We start from the raw sequence: 18,392 nt of genomic DNA on the forward strand, positions 1-18,392 counted from the left end.
GCGCCCCTAAAGCCTTTACGGAACAGGCCGATAACCTGTCATCCCCTGTTCCCCACCGAAGGTCACCATGGCCAAGCAAAATGCCCGCGCGGACGCGTTGTCCCTGCTGTTGTTCACCCTGCGCAGCGGCAAGCTGATGGCAATCAACCTGCTCAAGGTCAGCGAAATCATTCCGTGCCCGGCGCTGACCAAGCTTCCCGAGTCCCACCCGCATGTCAAAGGCGTGGCGACCTTGCGCGGGCATCCGCTGTCGGTGATCGACCTGTCCCGCGCCATTGGCGAGCAACCGCTGGCCGACCCCAACGGCGGGTGTTTGATCGTCACCGAGATCAGCCGCTCACGCCAGGGCCTGCACGTGCAAGCGGTCAGCCGCATCGTGCACTGCCTGAGCACCGACATCAAACCGCCGCCGTACGGTGCGGGCAAACAGTCGTTCATCACGGGCGTCACCCGCGTGGACAACACCTTGGTGCAGGTGCTCGACATCGAGAAGGTCATTCACGGCATCGCCCCGCCCCCCGTCGAATTGCCCGCCAGTGGCCTGAGCGTCGAGGACGCCAGCCTGCTGGCTGCCGCCAACATCCTGGTGGTCGACGACAGCAACGTCGCCCTGCAACAGTCGGTGCATACCCTGCGCAACCTGGGGATCGAATGCCGCACCGCCCGCAGTGCCAAGGACGCCATCGGCATTCTGCTGGAGCTGCAAGGCACGGCGCAGGAGATCAATGTCATCGTCTCGGACATCGAGATGAGCGAGATGGACGGCTATGCCTTCACCCGCAGCCTGCGCGAAAGCCCGGATTTCCAGCACGTGTATGTGCTGCTGCACACCTCGCTGGACAGCGCCATGAGCAGCGAAAAGGCGACCCAGGCCGGGGCCAATGCCATCTTGACCAAGTTCTCGTCCCCGGAGTTGACCGACTGCCTGGTGGTGGCGGCGCGGGCGGTGGTCTTCGCCGAGCGCTGACCTGCCCACACGGCGGCGGGTTTGCCCCTCGGACTGACTGGGGCATACTTCCATACCCCCTTTCGCAACCAACAGGAAGCCACGCATGAAACGTATCAGCCTCATCCTGATCAGTTGCGCCCTGTTCAGCGGCCTCGTCCAGGCTTCCAGCAGCCAGGCCTGGAACGAGCACCGCCAGCAAATGCTCAAGGCCTGCCTGGCTGCCAGCCAGTTCAAGAACGCCCATGCCCGTAGCAAGCCCGCCGAATTCGACGACCAGACCGGCATGAGCGCCCTGCTGGTCGAAGGCCTGTACCCGCAAAAGCACATGAAGCAGCGAACCGGTACCGAGTTGTGCCTGTATGACCGCAAGCAACAGCGGGCGTATGTGAGTGAATGGAGCCCGCAAACCAAGTGAGCGATAGCCTGCGTTTCGCCTGCACCGGCTGCGGCAAGTGCTGCAGCGGCCACCATGTGCCCCTGACCCTGGCCGAGTCGCAGCGCTGGGCCCGTGACGGCGGGCAGGTGATAGTGCTGATAGAGGCATTCGTGGTGGACGGCCCTGGCATGCCCCCTGAGCAACGCGAACATGTGCTGTTGCGCTCTCATGCCGTGCCCAGTGCCGACGGCCAGGTTCGGGTGTCGGTGACCTTCGCGGCCTTCAACCCTGGCCGTTGCCGCTACCTGGACGACAACGACCTGTGCGCCATTTACGACCAGCGCCCACTGGTGTGCAGGATCTATCCGGTTGAAATCAACCCGCACATTCCCTTGCGGCCCGAGAGCAAGGATTGCCCACCCGAGGCCTGGCAACAGGGGCCTGAGCTGATTCACGGCACACAGCTGGTCGATGCCGAGTTGCAGGCGCTGGTGCAGGCCTCTCGGCAGGCAGACAGGGAAGACATTGCGGCCAAGGTGGCGGTCTGCCAAGCACTGGGCATGACCACCAGCGCGCTCAAGGGCAACGGCTTCACGGCCTACCTGCCTGACATGCAGGCATTTGCCACAGCCCTTGCAGAGCATCCTCAGGACACAGGGGGGTCTTGGGCTCTGCATGTCGAAGACGCTGTATTGCAGGCCCAGTTACAGGCACTTGGGGTGCAGGTGACTGACCAGCCACCGGTTTATTACGCCTTTATCGGGTTCTAGGGGCAGGACGGGTGATGTTGGCTTGAACACCGTCAGCCCGTTTTACCCGGTCAGGGGCGCCGCTGCGGCTGTAGTGGCCTACGCAGTGGCCGTGCCACGCAGCTTCGCGACTTACAAGGTTTGGTGATCCTTTCACAGGGTGTGTTCACACCGCCCACTGAGCGCCTTGTCTTTCGTCACGCTACAAGGCTCTAAACCGGGCATTTCAACGACAATCTGCGCCATTCCAGCCCCGATACTTACCTTTTACGCAACAGTGCTTATCCAACTTCGCTCTGTTTAAACTGCCTCCACACGACTAACTTTACCCCTGTCCTCATTAGCACTTGCACCGCAAGAAGGTAGTTAGAAATGTCCAACAGTATGGGTATTGCCAGCGTGTTCGTCCTGTCGTCCCTGTTGTTGTCCCCCCTGGCCATGGCCGAAGAGTCGCCTGCATTCGTGGCCCGCAACGCCGAGTTCGCAGCGGCCCATCAGGACGCCCGCGAAACAGTGGCCGCCCAGCATGCCGAGACGGTCAAAGCCTCGCAGCAGACAGCGTCCAAAGCGGTTGTCGATACCGACGCCGACAGCTGAGCCTACGCCTCGGCGCGTTCAACATGCGCCATGGGATTCATCTGTTTCAATATGTTAGCCTCTAAAAAGCCGCTGCCCTATCAGCGGCTTTTTTTCGTATGCGCTGGGTTTTCCCCTGGCAGATTCGTCATGCAGCAAGCATGACCATCTCCTACAACAAGCACTGCCCCGCCTACCGATCAAGGAGTCAATACCGGTGTCTTTCGCGTTTCGCTTCACCCCGCTTTTCATTGCGCTCAGTGCAAGTATTCCCGTCACGGCCCAGGCCACCGATGACAATGCCGAAGGTTTTGTAGCGGGTTCATCGTTGAACCTGCACCTGCGCAATGCTTATTTCAACCGCGACTCCCACAATCAGGGTGCACGCGATACGCGGGAATGGGGTCAAGGGGCAGTGGCGCGCTTCGAATCCGGTTACACGCCAGGCATTGTCGGTTTCGGTCTCGACGCGCACGCCATGCTGGGGGTTAAGCTGGACGGTGGCGGTGGTCATGCAGGCACCAGCATTCTGCCTACACATGTGAAAGGCGACGGCGAACTGGGCGCTGCCCCGCATTCGTTTTCCACAGCAGGCGCGGCGCTCAAGCTCAAGGCGCTGGACACCGAGTTCAAGGCCGGCGACCTGTTCTTGACCAACCCCGTGATCGCCGGTGGCGAAACCCGCATGCTGCCGCAAACGTTCCGGGGTATCAGCCTGATCAACACCAGCGTCGAAGGGCTGCTGCTTGAGGGTGGCAAGGTCAGTTTCACCAAGCCCTACAACCAAAGCGGCCACCGCCGTATCGATACCTACTATGGCTCGCTGGATGAGCGCGGCAAGAGCAAGCACCTGAGCTGGGCGGGCGCAGCCTGGAGCGGTACACCCAACATCACTACCAGCGTGTATGCGGCCGAACTGAAGGACATCTGGAACCAGTACTACGCCGACTTCGACTACACCTACGTGGTCAACGAGCAGGTCAGCCTCAACCCTGGCGCCCACTTCTATCACACGCAAGACACAGGCCGGGCCTTGCTGGGTAGCATCGACAACAATACCTACAGCCTTCACCTGACACTCAATGCAGGCGCCCATACCGTGACGGCCGCCTATCAGCGGGTCAACGGCGATACCCCGTTCGACTACATCAACCTCGGTGACAGCGTCTACCTGGACAACTCGCGCATGTATTCGGACTTCAACGCGCCGAACGAGCGGTCCTGGAAACTTCAGTACGGGTACGACTTCGCCGGCCTCGACTTGCCCGGCTTGAGCGCATCGCTGTCTTACTCGCGGGGCAAGGCCGACCTGACCAAGGCCGCCCAGGGCAACAGCCACTACGATTACTACCGGGCCGATGGCAAGGATGCCCAGCACTGGGAACGCGACCTGGACATCAAGTACGTGTTCCAGGAAGGCGACCTCAAAGACCTCTCGGTACTGGTACGGTATGCCACGCACCGCGGCGGCCAGGGCTACGCCTCGATTGACGGCAACAGCAACAACGACGAGATGCGCGTGATTGTCGACTATCCCTTGAACGTGTTCTGACAGTCACTGCAATCACTGGCTGATCAGCGCGGCAGGGGAACCCCTGCCGCACGGTAATTCCGTCGGACGAACTTGTCCGACAATCTTCACTTGCCTAGAATGTCGCCGCCGCAAATGGCTCCCAGCAGTCGCGACCATGCCTACCTCACCGTTACGCCTCCCCCCCTCCCGGTCGCACCCCGAACTTGCTCTCGTGCTGGGCAGTTGCCTGGCCGTGTTCGCCATCGTGGCCATCGTCAGCTACTTGCTGATGCGCGAGCGTGAAAGCGTGGAGCAATCGGCCGTACGCTCGGCCAACAACATCGTGCAATTGATCGAAAGTGACATTTTGCGCAATGTCGAGCTTTACGATCAGGCCCTGCAAAGGCTGATCTGGGCGGTAGGCCGCAAGGAGCTGCCCTCCGTACCCGGCCCCCTGCGCCAGCGGCTGCTGTTCGATGACACCTTCGCCGACCGCAAGCGTGGGGATGTACTGTGGCTGAACAGCAACGGTGACGTGGTAGGCGATTCGACCAGCAGCGTACCGCGCAAAGCCAACTTCCGGGACACAGGCGTGTTCCAGACCCATTTGCACAACCCCAACACCACCCTGCTGGTGGGGCCGCCGTTCAAGGCCCGATTGGGCGACCTGGACTGGTGCATCAGTTTCAGCCGACGCATCACCGACCCGAACGGTGATTTCGCTGGCATCGCGGCTGGCGCGCTGCGCCTTGGCTACGTTACCGATCTGTTCAAACGCCTGGATATCGGCGCCAACAGCAGCGTGAACCTGCTCAACGTCGAAGGCCAGCTTCTGGCCCGCCAGCCCATGGGCCCCTCCGATCCATCGGTCGGTAGCCAGCATGCCGGCAAACCCAATTTCCAGCGAATACTCGGGCAGCAGAGTGGCAGCTTCGTCGCGGCCTCCGCCGGGGATGACGGCGAGCGCATGTATACCTTTGCCCGCGTGGGCGACTTGCCGCTGATCGTGCTGGTGGTGCATGCCACCGACGAGGTGTTCGCGTCCTGGCGCCGTACGGCACTGCTGGTCAGCGTTGCCACCGGGCTGCTGTGTGCGGGGATCATCTGGTTGACCTGGCTGCTCAGTCGCGAGCTGCGTCGCCGTTTCCAGGCTGAACAGCGCCTGGCGACCTTGGCCGCGACCGACAGCCTGACCGGCCTGGCCAACCGCCGGCACCTGGACCAAGTGCTGCGCCTTGAATGGGCACGTGCACAGCGTACGCGCCAACCACTGACGGTGCTGATGGTGGATGTGGATCATTTCAAGGCGTTCAATCAGCGCCATGGCCATGCAGGCGGTGACCATGTACTGCGCGAGGTGGCCAAGGCCATCGAGGCCTGTATCCGTCGGCCGGCCGATCTGGCCGCTCGGTATGGCGGGGAGGAATTTCAGGTGGTACTGCCGGAAACCGACTTGGACGGGGCACGGATGCTGGCAGAACGGATATGCCGCAGCGTCGCACGGCTTGCACCTTTTGGTGACGATACCCAGCCGGTCACGGTGAGCATCGGTATTGGCAGCCTTAACGCACACACCCAGCAAGACCTTGCAGCCATGCTGGGTGGGGCGGATGAAGCGCTCTACCGGGCCAAGGCCAACGGCCGCAACCGGGTAGAAGGCCCGGTCACTTAGGACTGAGCGCGGACCTTGTCACGCAGCGCTTTTACTTCATCATGGTTTTTCTGCACGCCTTGCAGCTGACGATCGACCAGCACCAGGCTGTTCGAAGCGGCAGGGACGTTGAGTTTGGTGAGCTTTTCACGGGCTTCACGGTAGGCCTTCAGGGCATAGTCCTGGCCACGCTCAGTCTCGTTCATCACCGCTTCGTCGTCGTGGCTGGTGAAGGCTGTCTTGATTTCGATCCAGGCACGGTGCAGGTCACCGGTGAAGCTGGTGGAGGTCTCTGGATCACCGCCCAAGTGACGGACCTCGGCCTGGAGCTCCGAAACAGCTTGGCCACAACCCGCGGCGCGCTCGCTCAGGAAAGCTTTTAGGCTCGGATTCTTGACGTCTTCTGCCGACTTCAGAAAGCCTTTCTGGCCGTCTTTGCTGTATTCGATCAGGTCGTTGAGAATATCGATCACGTCTTTGTTGGTATCGCTCATGACTCAAACTCCTTGAGGGTTGATAAGTAGACAGGAGCAGCCTTCGTGCCAGCTTTCCAAAAAAAATAAAGTCTTTTAAATCAGTAGCTTAAAAGATAAAGGCAAATCGCCATGCATCGCGTTCTGCATGATCCGCCTAGGTGGGTCGTGCAGTTTGCAGTATGGTGGACGTCTTTATGACGAGTACGAAAATGTTCAACCCGGAACGTCTCGAACTGCTGGTGACCCGCAGCATGCTGTTCGGCAAATACCAAGGCAGGATCATTGCCGACCTGCCGGGCGATTACCTGGCGTGGTTTGCGCGCAAGGGCTTTCCCACAGGAGAGCTAGGGGAGTTGCTGGCGTTGATGCATGAGGTCGATCATAACGGCCTGGCTGACCTGCTGGCGCCGTTGCGGCGCAAGCATGGCTGTTGAGCGGGTTGGCCGACCGCGCCCTCACGGGACGGCACGGTGTAGCGCTGACGCCGCTCCCTGTAGGAGCGCCCTGGCAAGGCCGCGCCCACAGTGATCGCGTAATGTCGAAGTTGACGTATTCATCGGACCGCCTTGCACTTCATGGGCAAGCCAGCAAGCCCGATGAACAGCATCCGTAGCCAAGAAGGCTTGCCGCTGAGCAACCCTAGCCCTTGGACGGCGCCACCATCAACTCGACGTTTTCGTTCTTCTTGATCAGCGCATAGACCACCGCCGTCAGCAAGCTGCCTGCGACAATCGCCAACAGGTACAACGCGGCATGGTTGATGGCGTTCGGGATCAGCAGAACGAACAGGCCACCGTGTGGCGCCATGAGCTTGCAACCAAAGTACATGGACAACGCTCCGGTCAGCGCGCCCCCTGCCAGGCTCGCCGGGATTACTCGAAGCGGGTCCTTGGCGGCGAATGGAATGGCCCCTTCGGAAATGAAGCACAGCCCCAGCGCCAACGCTGCCTTGCCTGCCTCCCGCTCGCTCTGGGCGAATTTACGCCTGGCCAGGAACGTGGCAAGGCCCAGGCCGATCGGCGGCACCATGCCAGCGGCCATGGTGGCCGCCATCGGGGCATAGCTCGAAGAGGCCAGCAACCCTACCGAGAACGCATAGGCGGCCTTGTTGATCGGCCCGCCGAGGTCGATGCACATCATGCCACCGAGCAGCAGCCCCAGCAGGATCGCGTTGGTAGTGCCCATGCTGTCGAGAAACCGCGTAAGGCCTTCAAGCATGGCCGCCACGGGCTGCCCCACCACGTAGATCATCACCAGCCCGGTGAACAGGCTCGCCAGCAAAGGAATGATCAGGATCGGTTTGAGCGCCTCCAGGCTGGTGGGCAGCTTCGCCCAGCGGGCAATGGCCTTGGCGCTGTAGCCGGCCAGAAAGCCTGCCACGATGCCGCCAATGAAGCCGGCGCCCAGGGTGCTGGCCAGCAGACCGCCGATCATGCCTGGGGCCAACCCTGGCCGATCAGCGATGGACCAGGCGATATAGCCTGCCAGCAGTGGCACCATCAGTTTGAACGCCGCTTCGCCGCCGATCTGCATCAGCGCAGCCGGTAGCGTCCCCGCTTCCTTGTAAGCTTCGATGCCGAACACGAACGACAAGGCGATCAGCAGGCCCCCGGCCACGACCATGGGCAGCATGAACGAGACACCGGTCAGCAGGTGCTTGTAGACGCCGGTCTTTTCGCCCTTGCTGGCGGCGGCGCTGGCCGAAGCAGCCCCACCCTCCTCCACCTTGGCTTCGGCCAGCGCCTTGTCCAGGGTGGCGCGGGCCTGCTTGAGCGCAATGCCAGTACCGCAGCGGTAGATGCGCTTGCCCGCAAAGCGCGCGGCGGGCACCTCGATGTCAGCGGCCAGCAGCACCACGTCGGCCGCTGCGATGGCTTCGGCCGAAAGCGGGTTGCGTGCCCCGACCGAGCCTTGGGTTTCAACAGTGAGCTGGTACCCCATCTGCTGCGCGGCCTGTTGCAGGGCTTCGGCCGCCATGAAGGTGTGGGCGACGCCAGTCGGGCACGCAGTGACTGCAACGATGCGCACTTCATCGCGGGTAGCGACATCCGGTGCTACGGCCGTCAGCGGCTGCGCATTGGCGGCTGCTTCGTCGAGAAAGCCTTCGCGGTCAGCCAATGCCTGGGACGGCGTGCTCTGATACACACGCTTGCCGACAAAACGGCTCAGGTCCACCGGGCCGGTGCTGACCACCAGCACCCAGTCGGCGGCAGCGATCTGTGCTGCGTCGAGCTGTCGTTCGGGATGCTCGGCATCCTGCACCTCGACCTGGGTGGTCCAGCCACGGCGCTGGGCCGCAGCCGCCAGCAGGCGAGCGCTGAGTACGCTCGATACCTGGCCATTGGGGCAGGCGGTGAGAATGACAATGTTCATTGGCAACCCTCTTGTTGTTCTGTCAGGCTCACGGCGGCTTGCAGGCGGGCCAACTGGTCATGGTCATTGATGCCGAAACCCACCTGGGTGACGGCCTGTGCGGCGATGGCGGTGGCGCGGGCCAAGGTGCGCGACGCGGCTTCACCCTGCAACAGCCCGTGAACCATGCCGGCCACGAGGGAGTCCCCGGCACCGACCGTGCTGGCCACGTTCACCTTGGGCGGTACCGCCACCAGGGTGAAGTCACGGGCGAACCAGCGCACCCCGTGCTCGCCGGCTGAGACCACCACGTGCTCGACGCCCTCGTCCAGTAGCTGGCGGGCAGCCCGTCGCTGTTGGCCGGCATCGTCCACGGGCGTGCCCAGGGCTTCGCCCAATTCTTCGGTATTGGGCTTGACCAGCCAGGGCAGGCTTTGCAGACCGACGCGCAGCGCCTGGCCGCTGGTGTCGAGGGCCACTTTCAAACCCATCGCCTTGAGTTCATCGAGCAAGTCACCAAACCATTGAGGGCTGATCCCGCGTGGCAGGCTGCCAGCAACGACCACGGCATCGTGCCCCGGCGCGTGCTGGCGCAACAGGCGCAGCAAGGCATCGCAAGCGGCCGCGTCCACTTCCGGGCCCAAACCGTTGATGTCGGTGACGCGGCCATCGGCCTCGACCAGCTTGAGGTTGCTGCGGGTTTCCCCAGGCACGCGCACGAAGCAATCGCAGAAGCCGCGCCAGTCGATCAGCGCCTCGAACGCCGGCAGGTTGTCCTGCCCGAGAAAGCCACTGACGGTCACGCTATGGCCCAGGTCGGCCAGCACCTGGGCGACGTTCAGGCCCTTGCCAGCCGCGTGACTGTGCTGGGCCTGGCTGCGGTTGACGTGACCGGGGCGCAGGCTGTCGAGCCCGATGGTGATGTCCACGGCGGGGTTAAGGGTCAGGGTCAGGATCTTGGCCATTCAATAACGCTCCACCAGCGCGCGAACCGCGGCGGCGCTGTCTTGTTGCAAGGCCTCACGCGCCAAGGCGCGGGCTGTACGGGAATCGGCCTGGCGCACCAGGGCCTTGACTTCGGCAACGCTGCGCGATGCCACGCTCAGCTCATCCACTTCAAGCCCCAGCAGCACCGCGACGGCCTGCGGGTCAGCCGCCAGTTCGCCGCACACCCCCACCCACTTGCCATGGGCGTGGGCGGCGCGCACCGTCATGTCGATCAGGCTGAGGACCGCAGGGTGCAGCCCATCGGCCTGGGCAGACAGGCTGGGGTGGCCACGGTCGATGGCCAGGGTGTATTGGGTCAGGTCATTGGTGCCGATGCTGAAGAAGTCCACCTCGCGCGCCAGTTGCGGCGCCAGCAGGGCTGCCGAAGGCACCTCGACCATGATGCCCACCTGCAGGTCTGCCACGGCTATTTCCGTGCGCAGGCGCTCGACCATCGCACGGGCCTCGCGCCACTCGTGTATCTGCCCGACCATGGGGAACATGATGCGCAAAGGGCGTTGATCTGCGGCGCGCAGCAGGGCCCGCAGTTGGTCTTCCATCACCTGCGGGCGCTGCAGGGTCAGACGCACGCCGCGCACGCCGAGGAACGGGTTCTCTTCTGCGGCGATCGGCCAGTACGGCAGCGGTTTGTCGCCGCCTACGTCCAGGGTTCGCACCACCAGCGGGCGCCCGTCCAGGCCATCGAGCACGCGGCGGTACTCGGCTTCTTGGGTGGCCACATCCGGCGCCTGAGAGTGGGCCATGAAAATCAGTTCGGTGCGCAACAGGCCGACGCCTTCGGCCCCCTGCTCCACCACCTTGTCGATACCGCTGCTTTCACCGATGTTGGCGAAGACCTCAATGGCATGGCCATCACGGGTCACTGCCGGGTCGAAACGGTTGGCCCAGGCGGCTTGCAGACGCTGCTCGCGCACGTCACGCTCGGCCAGGGCACGCTGCAGCTCTTCGGCTGGCGGCGCGACGTTGACCACACCGCGTTGGCCGTCGAGCAGCAGCGGTGTGCCATTCTCCAGCAGCAGCACGCCGGGGCCTGCTCCGACTACGGCAGGAATACCCAGCGCCCGGGCGACGATGGCGCTGTGCGCGGTGGCGCCACCCTGGGCTGTAACAATACCGGCAACCCGCGCCGGGTCGAGCCTGGCGACATCGGAGGGTCCAACCTCGCTCATCACCAGCACGTAAGGTTGGTCAGGCTCGCTCTGCGTCTGGACGCCGCACAGCTGGGCCAATACGCGGCGACCCACATCGCGCAGGTCAGCGGCCCGTTCGGCCAGCAACGCGTCGTGCAGCGCTTCTTGCTGGCTGGCCGCTGATTCGATCACCGCCATCCACGCGGCGGCGGCACTTTCCCCTTGGGCCAGGCGCTGCTCGACGTCGTCGGTCAGGGCCGGGTCGGCCAGCATTTCCTGATGGGTGACGAAAATCTCGCCGATGGCCGCGTCGCTGCGCTGCACCAGCACCTGAAGGTCGGCACTGACGGTAGCCACGGCCTGGGTCAGTTTGTGTCGTTCCTGATCGTACGACTCGCCGCGCAGCGGGTAGTCGAACGTGCGTTCGGTCACGACGTGGGCAGGGCCGCATGCGATACCTGGGGCAGCGCCCACACCCTGCACGCGGCTGCCGGCCGCCGGCGCCTTCGCCGTTTCGACTGCTGGCTGCGCAGGGGCCTCTGCAACAAGCGGCAGCGCTTCCACCTCCTCACCCAAACCCTGCTCGATGGCTGCCAGCAACGCAGGCAGGGCATCGGCGGCGATAGCAGGCTCGGCCACCAGCTCCAGTTCCTGGCCGCGGCGCGCGCCAAGGCTCAACAGCTTGCTCAGGCTTTTCACCGACACGCCAGGCTGACCGCTGTCGACCACGCGGACGCGAATGTCGCCCTCGAAACGTTTGGCCAGCTGCGCCAGCACCTTGGCTGGGCGAGCATGCAGGCCGTGGGCGTTGGCCAGCAGGATGCGCGCGCTCGGCCAGTCGGCAGGCGCCTCGCCGCCGAGCACTTCGAGCACGGCGCGGCTGCTGGTGGCCTGGTAGAGCATCTGCCCACGGCCTTCGATCAACACTTCGCACAACCGTTCGAGCAAGGCCTGGTGGGCAGCCCCCAGGCTGGCCAGGCAGAACAGACCCGTCAGGGGTTGATCGCGGTAGCGCACAGGTTGTGCCGGGGTGACGAAGGCCAGCCCTGGCTGGCGAACCTGACGTTCGCTGTGCAGCCACCACAAACCCTCTCCCAGCGGCAGCGGCTCTGCCTGTTGCAGTACGGCAGCAAAGCCGCTGTCCACGCAGTTGGCGCGCTGCAACAAGCGCGCACCGCGCCAGGCTAGCTCATCGAAATCTTCGGCTGGAAGGTTCAAGGCGACCAACTGCGCATCGAGCGCCAACTCCTGCGGTGCACCCTGCAGCAGTTTGAGCAAGGCCTCGGCCGAGCCGGCACGGCGCAGGGCCTCGGCCAGATCGGTTTCGCCCAGGGCGCGGGTCAGTAATTGCAGCAGGCGCAAGTGCTCGTCAGAGCGCGCAGCGATACCAATGGCCAAGTACACAATCTGCCCATCGCCCCAGTCCACACCCTCGGGGAACTGCAACAGACGCACGCCTGTGGTGTGCACCAGGTCGCGGGTCTGCGGCGTACCGTGGGGGATGGCGATGCCCTGGCCAAGGAACGTGGAACCTTGCGCCTCGCGGTCCTGCAACCCTTGCAGGTAGCCCTCGGCGACCAGTCCGTCGGCGACCAGGCGATCCGCCAGCAGGCGCAATGCGTGCGCCTTGTCGGGGGCCGTCTGGCCCATGGCTATCTGCTCCTTGGCGAGCTCGAACATGACCTTCTCCCTTTGCAGTTCCCGGATGGGTACTGGAGTATTGTTGTGAAATTCACGGAAATGGCCAGTTCAACCGCCTTGCACAGTGGGCAGCAGATGCAGAAAATCAGGAGGCTGAAACGTTTAATCTGACCAGGCGGCCACGTTACTCGATAATCTGCTGATGAAAAAGCCCCATCCTGTCGGACAATTGCGACAATGGTCGCCTGCGCTCGCTGGGGTATCAGGGTCAAACTGCCTGGTCATCGCCCACAGCCAGCTTTGGTCATAACAAGGAAAACTCGGTGAAACTCAGCGATATCGCCCGTCTGGCCGGTGTGTCCGTCACCACCGCCAGTTACGTCATCAATGGCAAGGCCGAACAGCAACGCATCAGCAACAGCACCGTGGAGCGCGTGCAGGCGGTGGTGCAGGCCCATGGCTTCACGCCCAACCCCCAGGCCGCTGGTTTGCGCAGCCGGCACACCCGTACGCTCGGCTTCATTCTCCCGGACCTTGAGAACCCCAGCTATGCGCGTATTGCCAAGCGCCTTGAGCAAGGCGCCCGGGCCCGGGGCTATCAGTTGCTGATCGCCAGCAGTGACGACCAGCCCGACAGCGAACGCCAGTTGCAGCAGCTGTTCCGGGCACGCCGCTGCGATGCCTTGTTCGTCGCCAGCTGCCTACCGCCGCAAGACCAGAGCTACCGCGAACTGCAAGACAAGGGCCTGCCGGTCATCGCCATCGACCGCGGTCTGGACCCCCGGTATTTTTGCTCGGTGATCAGCGATGACCATGATGCCAGTCGTCGTCTGGCGGCCAGCCTGTTGAGCACCGCGCCAAGCAGCATCGCCCTGATCGGCGCACGCCCTGAACTGTCGGTCAGCCAGGCCCGCGCCGGTGGTTTCGACGATGCGCTGCAGGGCTTTGCCGGTGAGGTGCGCCGCTACCAGGGCGAAGCGTTCAGCCGAGAGTGCGGGCAGCGGCTCATGCAGCAATTGATCGATGAGCTGGGCCACCTGCCCGATGCCTTGATCACCACCTCGTACGTGCTCCTGCAGGGGGTGTTCGACGCGCTGCACGCCCAGCCCATCGAATCGCGCCGGTTGCAGCTGGGCACTTTCGGCGACAACCAACTGCTCGATTTCTTGCCGCTGCCGGTCAATGCCATGGCCCAGCGTCATGGTGACATGGCCGCCAAGGCACTGGAGCTGGCACTTGCCGCAATCGAAGACAAACGCTATGAACCCGGCGTGCATGCGGTAGCGCGTACCTTCAAGCAGCGAATCGACGCACCATGAACCTGCGCCTGATCGACACCCACACGCACCTGGACTTCCCTGACTTCGACGCCGACCGCCCGAGCCTGATGGCCCGCGCAAGCGCGCGAGGCGTCGAGCAAATGGTGGTGCTGGGGGTTCATCAGGCCAACTTTCAGCGGGTATGGGACCTGGCCTGCAGCGACTCGCGCCTGGCGGCGGCGCTTGGCCTGCACCCGGTCTACCTTGAAGAGCATCAACCCTGCCACATCGAGCAGTTGCGCGCCTGGTTGGAGCGCTTGCGTGGCGACAGCCGTCTGTGTGCGGTAGGCGAGTTCGGATTGGATTACTACCTGCCTGAACTGGACAAGGTCCGTCAGCAACGGTTGTTCGAGGCACAGTTGCAAATGGCGTGCGATTTCCAGTTACCGGCCCTGCTGCACGTACGCCGCAGCCACGCCCAGGTGATTGCCGCCCTCAAGCGCTACAGGCCGATGCGGGCGGGTATCATCCATGCGTTCGCCGGCAGTTACGAAGAGGCACGTGAGTACATCAAGCTAGGCTTTCGGCTTGGGCTGGGCGGCGCGGCGACCTGGCCCCAGGCCGTGCGGCTGCGCCGTACGGTTGCCCGCTTACCGCTCGACAGCGTGGTGCTGGAGACCGACGCACCGGACATGGCGCCGGTCATGCATCCTGGGGTGCGCAACAGTCCCGAGCACCTGCCAGACATCGCCCACTCGCTGGCCGAGTCGATGGGCGTGCCCGTCGAGCAATTGGCCGAAGCGAGCACGCGCAACGCCTGCGAGCTGTTTGGTTGGCAAGCCCTGGGCTGACTCGCACAGGCCCGGCCTACGGGGTCAGGCCAACACGGTCCACAACGCGAAAGCGGCATACCACAGCACACCGCAACGCAGCACCAGGTCCCACAGGCTGTCCAGGCGCCGCGCCCCACCTTCATTGTCGCCGGCAGTGCCGGCATGACTGCCGTCATCTGCAATGCGCCCGATGCGGGCCACCAGGTGCGCGGCGCTGATATGCCAGTTCAACAGTTCGTGCAACATTTCGCGGGCAACGGCGACGAAGTTGCCGACCAAAGCAAAGCTCAATGCCACCACCCTGACCGGCACCCAGTCCATGAGATGGCGAAGCTGCTCGGCACGTTGCTGGAGTGCGGGTCGCTGACTGTGCGCTTGGCACAACGCCAGAAGGCGGTAAGCTAGCGCGACGGCCGGGCCCAGCAGGAAGTACCAAAAGATGACGGCGAAAAAGCCCTGATAGGCCTCCCACAGCAGCCTGCTTTGCAGGCGTTCGCGCAGGCTGCGGGGCCCATCGGCCACGACCCCCAGGTCACGTGCGGCCACGTGCAGCGCGGCCTGTTCATCGCCCCTGTGCCAGGCGTCACGCAAAGGCCCGAGGGAAGCCTTGGCATCGCCACGCCCCAGGCTATAGACCAGCACCAGAAGATGCACTGGCAAGGCCAGCAGGCCGTAGGCAACGGGTTCAAGCACATGCAACAGCAGTGACACCACCACCACCGGCGCCAGCACCACAGCGGCCAGCACCCACCCTGCAGGCAGCCCACCTCTGCGCTCAAGGCGCGCCAGTTCGCCAAGGAAGAAACCGTCACGCTGGACCAGATGGCGCAAGCCCGAAAACTTCTCGAACCACAGCACCAGGATCAATACCAGAAAACTCATACTTCAGCCCTCATTGCGCTGTAACGCCTGGCGGTACCGCTCCCAGTCGAAGGCAGGGCCGGGGTCGGTCTTGCGCTGGGGGGCGATGTCGCTGTGCCCTTGAATACGCTCGGGGGTAATGGCCGGCCAGGCCTTACGGATGTGACGCGTCAAGCGGTCGAGGGTCAGGTACTGCGCCTCGGTATAGGGTATCTGGTCAGTGCCCTCGAGCTCGATGCCGATCGAGAAGTCGTTGCATCCCTCACGGCCGTCGAAACAGGAGACGCCCGCATGCCAGGCGCGGTCGTGCAACGAGACGAACTGGGTCACCGCGCCTCCACGCTCGATGAACAGGTGCGCAGATACCTTCAGGTGCTCGATGGTGGCGAAATAGGGGTGAGCGTTCGGATCGAGTCGGTTCTGGAAGAACGCCTGGACGTAACCGCCGCCGAAGTCGGCCGGCGGCAAGCTGATGTTGTGAAGCACCAGCAGAGAAATGTGCTCACCTTGCGGGCGAACATTGAAATTCGGTGAGGGGCAGTGGGTGATTCCGTCTCCGTGGAACCAGCCAGTGGCACGGTCCAATTGCATGGGGCCTGTCCTGAAAAGTGCTGCACAGAGCGTCAGTATGCCCTGCCGCCGCTGTCGTTGACACGGTAATCGTCACAAGGCGGCCTGCCCGCTCCTGCGTAAAGTCTCTATGACCGCTTCCAGGGCGCGCTCGAATAAAGGGCCGTCATCCAGTACGCGGACAGTGCCGGCTTCCAGGGCCTGGTCAAGGCCGGCGCCACTCCACTCCCGCACTTTCATGCCGCTGCGATTGGCAAAGACGAGCTTGTCGCAGCTGTCCAGGCGAGCCACTAACTTGCAGCGCTGGATGCCACCGTCATCGGACACTTCAATCCAGGTGCCCATGCGCAAGCGTTGCACCTTCTGCGAGACCTTGCCCTGCTCACCGGCCGGTTGCAGCCCAGGCCCGTCTGCCTCTTCGGCCAACGTCACCAGGATGTCCTGGGTAACCAGGATGTCGTTCTCGTCTATCTCGGCGTCACCTGCATAAGCACGTAGGTGCAGTTGTTGGAGTTTGCGGAAAAATTCACGGGTCACCAGCGAATCGGTGCCAACACTGGCCAGCCCATCGCGCAGTGACTTGAGCAACGGTGGTACCTGATGCATCAGGATCTGCGGCGCAAGCGATGGCATCACACTGGCCAGCAACGTATCGAGGGTCTGCAAAGCATTGCGCCAGCCCAGAGAGGTTTCTCCGTGCCTGAGCCAGGCCAGCATCATGACCTGGCTCCAGTTGTTGCTCAGCATCTGTACCACTGCCTGCGGCCACACACGTCCGCGCAGACGCTGGCTGAGCACCTGTTGCACCTGTCGCCTGGCGAGCGAGGCATTGGCCCGCCCTTCTTCGGCGTCCCGAGTGCGCTGCTCGAACAGCTCGGTACGCCGCCGTTCATGCTGGGTCTGCCCGAGAAAGTCCTCGAGCAGCTCACCGAACAGACGCGAGTCTTCGGCAAAATCGATGAGCAAGCGCTGAACCACATGTTCTGCGCGCAGTTGCAAGGCATCACCCTGCCCTTGCTCGCGCGGGTCGCAGCCGAGCCCCGCCGCCGCCAATTCGTTGAGCAGCCGTCGGGCGGGATGGCTGGCGCGGCTGAGCAGCCCCCTGTCCAGCAGCGCCACCTTGAGCAGCGGGATCTGCAGGCGCGCCAGCACTGCTCGCAGGCAAATGGGCAGATTGTCATCACTTGCAATGAACCTGAACACCTGCTCGATCAGGTTGATCATGTCTTCGTCGTCACCGCCAATGAAGCGGCGGGTACCGCTACGCACGCTGATGGTCAGCAGCAACTGCTCCAGTTGCTGGCCAAGGACGAAGTCATCAGCCGCGCCGGGCTCCGGCACATAGTGCTGCAGGTGTGAAAGCAGCCGCAGCAGATCGGCCCTGCTGACCTGCTGGGCGCCGGCCGGTGCACCCAGGCGAGGCGCCAACACCCCACGTGTCGATCGCAGAAGCGGCTGCAGGGAGGCGAACAAGGCCTCGCCTGCGGTATCGTCGGCCGCTTCAGGCTCATGATAGGAACGCTCGTCCGGCTCCGCCAGCAAGCAACTGTCTCCAGCTCGTCGGCAAGGCGTCGGTGGCAGCTGCCCCAGCACACCTGCCGCAATCAGTACCCTGTTGGCTTCGCCATAGATGACTTGCGCGTCGCACAGCACGTACCGTTCGAACAGCTTGAGCAGCACCAGCTTTACGCGCGGCCCTACACCCAGGCTTTGCCCGGCTTCGAGAAAGCAGCGGCACAGGGCAATAGGGTTCAAAGGGTTGCACTGCTCAGGCACATGACGTTCGAGCAGCGTCTGCAAGCGCAGGCCCAGTTGCTGTAAGGCGACGCCATCACGGGCCTTCACTCTGGCAACCATCGCTTCCACCGCTGCTGCGCGCTCGGACTGACCGGGGGTAGAAGACAAGGCGTGAACGATGGTTGCCGGGGCACGTTCAGGCTCAGGCTCGACCAAGCGCGCGAAGGCTTCATGGACGGTATCGAGAAACAGCCGCTCGATGCTCTTGCGTTTGAGCCGCAAGTCGCGCATGGCTTCGAAATACAGGTGCTGAGCGAACCGGTCAGCGGCCTTGTCCGCCATTTCGAACAGCGTATCGTCGGCATTGTCGAACAGCGCCTGCAAACCCTGACGCAGCTGCAAGGCGGCCTGATCGCGCACCTGCAGCAGCGCAATGGGCAGACTCGAAGGGGGCGTGCGCCGTCCATGTTCAGCCGCCGCCAAGGGCACTACCTTGCCCTCTTTGTGCATCCTGTACTCCTTGCAGGGTGTCGGGCCCAGACACGGCCGATTTCGCCAATAGCATGACGCCAAATATCAGACAGCATTATCAGGAATAATTCCTTTTACTGCCAGATACGTTTCCCTTGGTAAGTCTTGACCCTGAATAGGCAGTGATTGCTCAACCCGCTGCGTCATGGCAACCGACCACCGGCTGTACACACCTGCGCC

16 protein-coding genes are annotated in these 18,392 nt (G+C 63.3%); 9 read left to right on the plus strand and 7 right to left on the minus strand.

Annotated features, from left to right (window positions below; all coding sequences use genetic code 11):
• Positions 1-67: 67 nt before the first annotated feature.
• From MOP87_RS17070 to MOP87_RS17095, 6 genes are all read left to right on the plus strand, one after another.
• Positions 68-967 (plus strand): chemotaxis protein, encoded by a 900-nt coding sequence (locus tag MOP87_RS17070; RefSeq protein WP_027916572.1) that lies wholly within the window; start codon positions 68-70, stop codon positions 965-967.
• A gap of 85 nt (positions 968-1,052) precedes the next feature.
• Complete coding sequence (locus MOP87_RS17075; RefSeq protein WP_049695469.1) at positions 1,053-1,364, plus strand: hypothetical protein; 312 nt, start codon at positions 1,053-1,055, stop codon at positions 1,362-1,364.
• Positions 1,361-2,095, plus strand: coding sequence for a YkgJ family cysteine cluster protein (locus MOP87_RS17080; RefSeq protein ID WP_028688220.1), 735 nt, complete (start codon positions 1,361-1,363; stop codon positions 2,093-2,095). The genes MOP87_RS17075 and MOP87_RS17080 overlap by 4 nt, the downstream gene beginning before the upstream one ends.
• A 351-nt stretch (positions 2,096-2,446) precedes the next feature.
• Positions 2,447-2,671: a hypothetical protein gene (locus MOP87_RS17085; protein WP_028688221.1), complete on the plus strand. Its 225-nt coding sequence runs from the start codon at positions 2,447-2,449 to the stop codon at positions 2,669-2,671.
• A gap of 196 nt (positions 2,672-2,867) precedes the next feature.
• Positions 2,868-4,202 carry an OprD family porin gene (locus MOP87_RS17090; protein WP_028688222.1) on the plus strand — a complete coding sequence of 445 codons (1,335 nt, stop codon included), beginning with the start codon at positions 2,868-2,870 and terminating at the stop codon, positions 4,200-4,202.
• A 136-nt stretch (positions 4,203-4,338) separates the two neighbouring features.
• Entirely contained in the window at positions 4,339-5,835 is a 1,497-nt protein-coding gene (locus MOP87_RS17095; RefSeq protein WP_242809834.1) for a diguanylate cyclase, read from the plus strand.
• Here the strand turns inward: MOP87_RS17095 and MOP87_RS17100 are convergent.
• Complete coding sequence (locus tag MOP87_RS17100) at positions 5,832-6,308, minus strand: PA2169 family four-helix-bundle protein (protein WP_242809835.1); 477 nt, start codon at positions 6,306-6,308, stop codon at positions 5,832-5,834. The genes MOP87_RS17095 and MOP87_RS17100 overlap by 4 nt on opposite strands.
• Positions 6,309-6,499: 191 nt before the next feature.
• On the opposite strand from MOP87_RS17100, the gene MOP87_RS17105 reads away from it, so the two are divergent.
• Positions 6,500-6,724 (plus strand): DUF3820 family protein, encoded by a 225-nt coding sequence (locus MOP87_RS17105; protein WP_242810554.1) that lies wholly within the window; start codon positions 6,500-6,502, stop codon positions 6,722-6,724.
• A gap of 205 nt (positions 6,725-6,929) precedes the next feature.
• On the opposite strand, the gene MOP87_RS17110 is transcribed toward MOP87_RS17105, so the two are convergent.
• Genes MOP87_RS17110 through ptsP form a run of 3 tightly spaced genes read right to left on the minus strand, consistent with a single transcriptional unit; the run spans position 6,930 to position 12,460 of the window.
• Entirely contained in the window at positions 6,930-8,663 is a 1,734-nt protein-coding gene (locus MOP87_RS17110) for a PTS fructose-like transporter subunit IIB (RefSeq protein WP_242809836.1), read from the minus strand.
• Positions 8,660-9,607: a 1-phosphofructokinase gene (gene pfkB, locus MOP87_RS17115; RefSeq protein WP_028688123.1), complete on the minus strand. Its 948-nt coding sequence runs from the start codon at positions 9,605-9,607 to the stop codon at positions 8,660-8,662. The genes MOP87_RS17110 and pfkB overlap by 4 nt, the downstream gene beginning before the upstream one ends.
• A complete protein-coding gene (gene ptsP / locus MOP87_RS17120; protein ID WP_242809837.1) occupies positions 9,608-12,460 on the minus strand; it encodes a phosphoenolpyruvate--protein phosphotransferase in 2,853 nt (950 codons plus the stop codon).
• A 284-nt stretch (positions 12,461-12,744) separates the two neighbouring features.
• Between ptsP and cra the strand changes: the two genes are divergently transcribed.
• The gene (cra, locus tag MOP87_RS17125; protein ID WP_023534675.1) at positions 12,745-13,740 is read left to right on the plus strand and encodes a catabolite repressor/activator; all 996 of its coding nucleotides are present in this window, start codon (positions 12,745-12,747) and stop codon (positions 13,738-13,740) included.
• Positions 13,741-13,742: 2 nt separating this feature from the next.
• A complete protein-coding gene (locus MOP87_RS17130; RefSeq protein ID WP_242810555.1) occupies positions 13,743-14,531 on the plus strand; it encodes a TatD family hydrolase in 789 nt (262 codons plus the stop codon).
• A gap of 24 nt (positions 14,532-14,555) precedes the next feature.
• Here the strand turns inward: MOP87_RS17130 and ampE are convergent, their stop codons facing one another.
• The 3 genes from ampE to MOP87_RS17145 all read right to left on the minus strand — a co-directional run bounded on the left by ampE (position 14,556) and on the right by MOP87_RS17145 (position 18,191).
• On the minus strand, positions 14,556-15,395 hold the full coding sequence (gene ampE / locus MOP87_RS17135) for a regulatory signaling modulator protein AmpE (protein WP_242809838.1): 840 nt from the start codon (positions 15,393-15,395) through the stop codon (positions 14,556-14,558).
• A 3-nt stretch (positions 15,396-15,398) separates the two neighbouring features.
• A complete protein-coding gene (gene ampD / locus MOP87_RS17140; RefSeq protein WP_242809839.1) occupies positions 15,399-15,965 on the minus strand; it encodes a 1,6-anhydro-N-acetylmuramyl-L-alanine amidase AmpD in 567 nt (188 codons plus the stop codon).
• Between the two features lie 72 nt (positions 15,966-16,037).
• A complete protein-coding gene (locus MOP87_RS17145; protein WP_242809840.1) occupies positions 16,038-18,191 on the minus strand; it encodes a DUF1631 domain-containing protein in 2,154 nt (717 codons plus the stop codon).
• Positions 18,192-18,392: the final 201 nt, after the last annotated feature.

Source organism: Pseudomonas sp. I3-I5, from assembly GCF_022699445.1.
GTDB classification, from domain to species: Bacteria; Pseudomonadota; Gammaproteobacteria; order Pseudomonadales; family Pseudomonadaceae; genus Aquipseudomonas; species Aquipseudomonas fulva.

Excerpts from the sequence above, each read along its gene's own strand:
- MOP87_RS17095 (WP_242809834.1), top strand. The coding sequence starts at position 4,339 with ATGCCTACCTCACCGTTACGCCTCCCCCCCTCCCGGTCGCACCCCGAA.
- MOP87_RS17110 (WP_242809836.1), bottom strand. The coding sequence starts at position 8,663 with ATGAACATTGTCATTCTCACCGCCTGCCCCAATGGCCAGGTATCGAGC.
- MOP87_RS17070 (WP_027916572.1), top strand. The coding sequence starts at position 68 with ATGGCCAAGCAAAATGCCCGCGCGGACGCGTTGTCCCTGCTGTTGTTC.
- pfkB (WP_028688123.1), bottom strand. The coding sequence starts at position 9,607 with ATGGCCAAGATCCTGACCCTGACCCTTAACCCCGCCGTGGACATCACC.
- ptsP (WP_242809837.1), bottom strand. The coding sequence starts at position 12,460 with ATGTTCGAGCTCGCCAAGGAGCAGATAGCCATGGGCCAGACGGCCCCC.
- MOP87_RS17145 (WP_242809840.1), bottom strand. The coding sequence starts at position 18,191 with ATGCACAAAGAGGGCAAGGTAGTGCCCTTGGCGGCGGCTGAACATGGA.
- ampD (WP_242809839.1), bottom strand. The coding sequence starts at position 15,965 with ATGCAATTGGACCGTGCCACTGGCTGGTTCCACGGAGACGGAATCACC.
- MOP87_RS17085 (WP_028688221.1), top strand. The coding sequence starts at position 2,447 with ATGTCCAACAGTATGGGTATTGCCAGCGTGTTCGTCCTGTCGTCCCTG.
- MOP87_RS17075 (WP_049695469.1), top strand. The coding sequence starts at position 1,053 with ATGAAACGTATCAGCCTCATCCTGATCAGTTGCGCCCTGTTCAGCGGC.
- MOP87_RS17100 (WP_242809835.1), bottom strand. The coding sequence starts at position 6,308 with ATGAGCGATACCAACAAAGACGTGATCGATATTCTCAACGACCTGATC.
- ampE (WP_242809838.1), bottom strand. The coding sequence starts at position 15,395 with ATGAGTTTTCTGGTATTGATCCTGGTGCTGTGGTTCGAGAAGTTTTCG.
- MOP87_RS17105 (WP_242810554.1), top strand. The coding sequence starts at position 6,500 with ATGTTCAACCCGGAACGTCTCGAACTGCTGGTGACCCGCAGCATGCTG.